Raw genomic sequence first — 6819 nt, forward strand, 5'->3', positions numbered from 1 at the left:
TGCTTCTTTTTTACATGATATTGTTATTACCTATACTAGTGTAGTACTCTCATTACACCTTTAAAGTACAGGAGATAATAACCGAGATATCGATTGCTTAAACTTAATCAGCAATGATCGCTCCTCATAACGTTCTTTCGTCAACTCAGAACTAAGCTTCGTATCTTGACTAAACAAATCTGTCAGTTGTTTTGCTACTTTCTCATCATAGACAATCGCAGTCACTTCAAAATTCAAACGGAAGCTTCGTGAATCGATATTCATAGTACCTACTACTGACACTTCTTCATCCACTACAATCGTCTTCGCGTGCAAAAAGCCATTCTCATATAATAATATTTTTGCACCATAATCTAGCAAATCCCCGACATACGACCAAGTAGCCCAGTAGACAAAAGGATGATCTGGCTTACACGGAATCATAATCTGTACATCAATCCCTGATAACAATGCAATTTTGCAAGCATCCATAAAACTTGTGTCTGGAATAAAGTATGGTGTCTGTATGTAGACACTTTTTTTAGCAGATAATAATAACTTTATATACATGTTCTTCAGATGTTCCGTCTCGGAATTCGGCCCACTTGAGACGATCTGTACTGGGCTTGTGCCGTTCTGTTTTTCAGTCTGGAATATGAAATCTCCCAAGTCCCCCAGCTCTTTTTTACTTGCTTGGTGCCAATCTAGAACGAATTTCCCTTGAATATGATTGACCGCACCACCCCTAATTCTGAAATGGGTATCGCGCCAATAACCAAATTTCTTATCCAGGCCAAGATACTCATCTCCGACATTGAATCCGCCAATGTACGCTATTTCTCCATCAATGATACAAAGCTTCCGGTGATTTCTATTATTCACACGAAAATTTATTAGTCGGAACATTGATGGAAAGAATACTTCCACACTTCCACCCGCTGCCCGTAATTCGTTATAGAATCTAGGCGGTGTTTTCTTCGAGCCTACCTCATCATACAAGAGCCGTACTTTTACTCCCTCTTTCGCTTTTTGAATCAATAGATCACGCAACCTAATGCCAAGCGAATCGGACTGAATAATATAATACTGGATATTGATCTCTTTCGTTGCAGATCTAATATCCTCAAATAATGCCGCAAACTTTTTATGTCCGTCGTCAAAGATTTCAATATGATTATCTTTGGAGAGTAGAGCGTGAGACGATTTCAAATTCATATGGATTAATTCAGTATGTTCTTTTAATAATGGATTGCTTTCCAGTCTGGCCAAGTTTTCCGGTCGCAGTTGTTTGTCCACTTCGGTTTTCTCAGCCTTTCTTTCTGCAACGGAAAGATTATAGAAGTTTTTCTGTTTTAAACTACGTCCAAAGAACAGATAAATAAAGAAACCGACAATAGGAATGAACACTAGAACCATAATCCACGCCCACGTATTTCCTACATCTCTTCTTTCGATAAATAAAACCGATGCCAATAGCAGGATATTGAGAATTGTGACGATAGATAAGAGCAGTGTAAGGATATTACCAAATTCCATACCGAACAATATCCCTTGAAGTTCTATCATTTTTTCCGCTCCATTTCATTTGAAAGTAGTCTTAAATATAGCATATAGCACAAATTCTCGCCGTTATTTCTATAAAATTCATTCAGGCGAAAATTCAGCTTATAGTATGAAAACACTTTCAAAAATGGAGACTAGTAAAACTTAAGATCTATTTGTCCTTTTCACACATATCGCTAGTATATAGAGAGAGATAGTATTTGAATCAAGTAAATATTCCCCGAGAAATAATATAGCAATATCTAACCATCTTCAATTGAAATAGAGATGACAAGAATACCAAAAATGATCCCAAATTTTCTTTATAACCGATATAACTAATAAATTTCTATGCGGAATCTTCTGTACTACTGAAAAACTCTTCTTTTAATCGTTTTCCATAGGCTTGTCCACTTTCACCACGCTGCCTGGGAAACTCTTGCATCACAATTGGCAATACTCTTTCCCACAAAACATTCATCACATAGATATCTCGATCAAATTGATAGTCCAGTTCATTTAGCGTTAATTGTAGCGATTTCGCATATCTTCGTTTTTCTGCATCCCAAATCGTCGAGACATTCTCTTTAATATATGCATCTATCTCATCTTCGGTTACCGTAATTCCGTAAGCTTCTTCCGCAATATCTAAAGCATCTTCATAATGATCTGTTTGCTTCTCCGCGATACCTCTAAGAAATGGGGAAGAGTGCTCTTGCTCTGTCAGATTATTATTCACGCGTAAACGAAACTCTGTCTTATTTGTGGAAAACGATTGATCTAGCTGATTATTATGAATTCCCGATTGGATAGATTTCAGCTCCTCTGCAATTTCCGGCATATCTTTCAGCACTTTTTCCACGGATTGATTCATCTGGGCGTAATCTATTCCTATTGTTTCAATCTTTTGTTGTTCCGAACTAGCCGTTTGTTTAATCAACAACGTCCCAGCAATCAAGACAGTAAAACAAATCATAATGAGGTGAAACCGATTGCGAGCAGTCATAGTCATTCGCTCCTTCATCTGTTAGGTCGCTCTAGTATGCCATAAGGGTTATGAAATATTTGTTGAAACTACTGATTATCCGTAAAAACTTTCCTTTATAATTCGACAATAAAAAGCCCAAGAACCTGGTATGATCCGGATTCTTGGGTAACTATTAATGACGTGCAGTAGGTGTTTTTTCAATCATAAATGTTACAACTACGAATAAAGCAAAACTCACTAATAGCACGGTACCGCCTACTATATAGAATATGAGTGCGAATACTTCATTGACATTGAAGGGTTGCATGAACTGTAACCACATACCCGCCGTTAAACCTATCGCACCGATAATCCCTGTCCAACCTTGCAATGTTAATAGCTTTCTAGCACGGACTCGGTAAATCTTGTAGAACACCCCCCACGAAAATACTGACAACCAACCTACAAGTAAAATATGTGCGTGAATGGGACGGAACGCGTATGAACCTGCACCCGCCATATGGGAACCGAGTACCGTTCCAATTAAACCGAAAATCGCCGCAATACGAATCAATCGTAAACTCCACTTTTCTTGCATAAGATATTTCCTCCTGTCATCTTTCTACTACAATTATCATAACACCTCAAGATGAACGGAAGATGAACTGCCTGTTACAATTTAGGTAAATACACGATGAATGTCGTACCTATACCTAACTCACCGAGTACTTCTATACGGCCCTCATGAAGCCGTACCACTTGTTCAACAATAGATAATCCAAGGCCCGTCCCCTCTACTTCACGTGTTCTTGAGTGATCTTCACGATAAAAACGGTCAAAGATTCGATTCTTTGTATCAGGTGAAAGACCGATTCCTGTATCTTTAATAGAGAAACAGATTACATGTTCCTGCTCAGTCAATCGGATATCGATCGTTTCTCCATCCGGTGAATACTTCAGTGCATTCGACAATAAATTCTCCCATACTTTCTCAAGAAAAGCAGGATCCCCTTTAAACGTGATATCATCAATTTCGAGCATGACCGACATCTCTTTTTCTTGAAATAACCATTGGAATTTCCGTACTGTTTCTCTCACTTGCTGATCAACTCGGAAGACTTTTTTCTGCAATGGAGAGATTAGTTGATCGAGTGATGTCAGCAATAATAACTGCTTCGTCAACGTCGAGAGTCGTTCGGTTTCCGTTTGAATGATTCCTGCATAACGTATGCGTTCATTAGCGGGTAGCTCTTCATCCGATAACAAGTCTGCATAGCCTTTAATATTCAATAAAGGTGACTGAAAATCATGCGACACATCACTGACAAATGCCTTTCGAATCTGGTCGTTCTCACTCAAACGATCGACCATCTGTTGAAAGCTCATTGCAAGTTGCCCAATCTCATCACGTCGATCAATCGACAACTCACTCGTAAACTGCTCCTCACCTACCTTCTTAGTCGCTCTTGTCAATACAACAATTGGTGCAATCAGTTTGCGCGCAACGACAAGCATTGCGAGAATGCTGATAATCGCCATGACAATGACCATACCACCAAGCAAATAGTGAATTTCAGTGAAAAGCATTTTAATATCTGGGCGCAAAAACAATGCATATATCTGACCATCGTACATAAACGGTACACCTACTGTATTAGCTGACTCATTAGAGAAATATCCCGTCACGAACGTCTCCGCCCTTAGATCTCGCATGCCATGATAGACTTCGCCATCATAGACTTTCTGAATCGCTTCATCCTCAAGGTTATCATCGCGAAACGCTTCACCATAGATAGTTGAATCACCTGAAGGCGGTTTGACGAGTAGTTTATAACCCGTACTAGCAAGCATATCGAAGTATGCATGTAAATCTATACCGTTATTTGCTTCAATGAACAATGCAATTTGCTCAGCAACTCGAACATTCTTTGCATCATTCTCTTCTTTCAAGTAACGGTGATAATATGTATTAACGGAAAGAAACGCTAGAATCGCACTCACCAGCATGATTCCAACTGTTAAAACGAGAAACTTTCCGTACAGCGACTTCATTCCGAAACCTCAAGCTTATAACCAACACCACGTACCGTTACAATTTTCACCTGATTCGTAAGCTTCTCAAGCTTGTCGCGTAAGCGTTTGATATGTACACTCAACGTCTGCTCATCCCCTTCATAATCAAAGCCCCATACACGTTCTACTAACACTTCTCGTGTAAACACCTGACTATGACGCGAAGCTAACACTGACAACAATTCAAACTCCTTTAATGGAAGTAGTAATGACTTTTTACCAAGCACTACTTCATAACTCTGTCTATTAATCAATAACGGACCGACTTGAATCATCCGGTCGACAGCTTTGTCATAACGCCGTAAAATTGCATGAATCCTGAACAATAACTCTTTTGGTTCAAACGGCTTTACCAGATAATCGTCTGATCCAGCCAAAAAGCCTCGCTCCTTATCTTCCATCTCACCTTTAGCCGTCAACAACAACACGGGAATCTCCGTATCTTCACGAAGCTTCTTTGTCAGCGTATAACCGTCCATACCTGGCATCATCACATCTACCACCGCTAAATCTGGCCACTCTCTATCGACTACCTTAAGCGCCTCTAGCCCATTCATTGCCTTCACAACGGTATACCCCGCCTGTCGCAAATGAATACTAACTAACTCTAAAATATGTATATCATCATCTACCACCAAGATCTTCATTTAGATCGCCTCCACTTTTTCCACTCTGCATTCAATAACCCAGAAAGAATAATAATCACTGCTGTTAGATAAAACCATAACACAAGCATAATAATCCCTGCCAATTGTCCATATAGCCTAGAATAATCCACACGTGATACATACTCTCCGAATAGTAATGAAACGAACTGCCAGCCAAATGCTGAAAGTAAAGCGCCGGGCAATGCTTCTTTCCATTTCATCTTTCCTGTTGGCATAAGTTGATAAAATAATAGGAAGAACAAAAATAGAAAGCACGTACCAAGACCCCACTTTATATTAGGCCAAATATACAACCAGCCTTCCCATGCATCGAGCACATCATAATACGCAATGACAGTATGTATATGTTTTTCAATCAATGGCAAAAATAGCGACATCGGAACGATAAGCATGAAAAGAATTGTTACACCGAGATTGCGGATTATACTAATCCATAGCGGCTGCTGGTGAAGCTTCCGATTTGCCATGTCTAATGAACGGGCAAATGATTGCACGGCAACGGATGTCGTCCACAATGCAGCTAGCATACTGAGTGCAAGCAACTTGCCATGACTTTTATAGAGTACGGACTGAACACTTTGCTCAATCAACTGAAAAGATTCATCTGGCACGAATGGACGTAGTAACGCTAAAATACTAGCCTCTTCCAAAGGTAGAAATTGCACAATTGACAATACTACTAGTAAAAAGGGCAATATGGAAAGTAACAAGTAATAAGCGTTCTGCGCTGCCTGATCAAAAAAGCGTTCTTTAAAGAAGCGTTTAACTATCATCATGATCACGGAATCCCCTCCACTACTATCCTACGTGTCATACTACCAATATACCCCAACAAACCAGAGACTATTAGGGTAAATAAAATTTTATATAGAAATTTATTTTCTTTTATGTGGAGTAGTGGATAAGGGCTAAAAGTGGTGAGCTGTTGGTGTGAGACATTGAGCAGATTTGGAAGGTTATAGAGCGGTTACAGTGATTTATAGAGCGGATACGTGGTGCGATTGAGCGCTTCTCGTGACTCTTTGAGCGGTTAAGCAAGGTGATTGAGCGTTTGTCGTAACTCTTTGAGCGGGTATGCGGAGCGATTGAGCGCTCGTCGTGACTCTTTGAGCGGGTAAGTGGAACAATAGAGCACTCCCCCTGATACATTGAGCAGTTAAGCAGCACAATAGAGCGTTTATCATGTTAAATAAAGCGAATAACCCAGATCTATAAGTGCGTAAAGTACATAATACATCATCCTCAATTCAATCTCTTTCCACTATAAAACACAAAAAAGCCACTCCCCAAAGGGAATGGCTTCGTGCCTAGCAACGTCCTACTCTCACAGGGGGAAACCCCCAACTACCATCGGCGCTGAAGAGCTTAACTTCCGTGTTCGGTATGGGAACGGGTGTGACCTCTTCGCCATCGTTACTAGACTCTTTGAGTAAAGCTTGTTCACTCAAAACTGAATAAAAGACATTGTGTAGTTCAAGTAACTACTTTTTAAAATAGGTTAAGTCCTCGATCGATTAGTATCTGTCAGCTACATACGTCGCCGTACTTACACCCCAGACCTATCCACCTCATCATCTTTGAGGGATCTTA

Annotated in this window: 6 protein-coding genes and 2 rRNA genes; all 8 read right to left on the reverse strand. The window is 39.9% G+C overall.

Annotation, left to right across the window (positions count from 1 at the left end; genetic code table 11):
* Positions 1 to 60: 60 nt before the first annotated feature.
* Positions 61 to 1515 carry a cardiolipin synthase gene (gene cls / locus H605_RS0109685; RefSeq protein WP_029054037.1) on the reverse strand — a complete coding sequence of 485 codons (1455 nt, stop codon included), beginning with the start codon at positions 1513 to 1515 and terminating at the stop codon, positions 61 to 63.
* Positions 1516 to 1870: 355 nt separating this feature from the next.
* Entirely contained in the window at positions 1871 to 2497 is a 627-nt protein-coding gene (locus H605_RS0109690; protein WP_143560472.1) for a hypothetical protein, read from the reverse strand.
* 184 nt (positions 2498 to 2681) lie between these two features.
* Positions 2682 to 3086, reverse strand: coding sequence for a hypothetical protein (locus H605_RS0109695; RefSeq protein ID WP_029054039.1), 405 nt, complete (start codon positions 3084 to 3086; stop codon positions 2682 to 2684).
* 74 nt (positions 3087 to 3160) lie between these two features.
* Complete coding sequence (locus H605_RS0109700; protein ID WP_029054040.1) at positions 3161 to 4540, reverse strand: sensor histidine kinase; 1380 nt, start codon at positions 4538 to 4540, stop codon at positions 3161 to 3163.
* Positions 4537 to 5208: a response regulator transcription factor gene (locus tag H605_RS0109705; protein ID WP_029054041.1), complete on the reverse strand. Its 672-nt coding sequence runs from the start codon at positions 5206 to 5208 to the stop codon at positions 4537 to 4539. Before H605_RS0109705 ends, H605_RS0109700 begins: the two co-directional genes overlap by 4 nt.
* Entirely contained in the window at positions 5205 to 6005 is an 801-nt protein-coding gene (locus H605_RS0109710) for a YihY/virulence factor BrkB family protein (protein ID WP_029054042.1), read from the reverse strand. Before H605_RS0109710 ends, H605_RS0109705 begins: the two co-directional genes overlap by 4 nt.
* A gap of 529 nt (positions 6006 to 6534) precedes the next feature.
* Positions 6535 to 6650: ribosomal RNA gene (gene rrf, locus H605_RS0109715) — 5S ribosomal RNA — on the reverse strand.
* A 73-nt stretch (positions 6651 to 6723) separates the two neighbouring features.
* Positions 6724 to 6819 (reverse strand): 23S ribosomal RNA (locus H605_RS0109720); the annotation flags it as partial.

Source organism: Sporosarcina ureae DSM 2281 (genome assembly GCF_000425545.1).
GTDB classification, from domain to species: domain Bacteria; phylum Bacillota; class Bacilli; order Bacillales_A; family Planococcaceae; genus Sporosarcina; species Sporosarcina ureae.

What these genes read in the sequence shown, in the direction of transcription:
- cls (WP_029054037.1), bottom strand. Translation starts at nt 1,515, where the DNA reads ATGGAATTTGGTAATATCCTTACACTGCTCTTATCTATCGTCACAATT.
- H605_RS0109690 (WP_143560472.1), bottom strand. Translation starts at nt 2,497, where the DNA reads ATGATTTGTTTTACTGTCTTGATTGCTGGGACGTTGTTGATTAAACAA.
- H605_RS0109695 (WP_029054039.1), bottom strand. Translation starts at nt 3,086, where the DNA reads ATGCAAGAAAAGTGGAGTTTACGATTGATTCGTATTGCGGCGATTTTC.
- H605_RS0109700 (WP_029054040.1), bottom strand. Translation starts at nt 4,540, where the DNA reads ATGAAGTCGCTGTACGGAAAGTTTCTCGTTTTAACAGTTGGAATCATG.
- H605_RS0109705 (WP_029054041.1), bottom strand. Translation starts at nt 5,208, where the DNA reads ATGAAGATCTTGGTGGTAGATGATGATATACATATTTTAGAGTTAGTT.
- H605_RS0109710 (WP_029054042.1), bottom strand. Translation starts at nt 6,005, where the DNA reads ATGATGATAGTTAAACGCTTCTTTAAAGAACGCTTTTTTGATCAGGCA.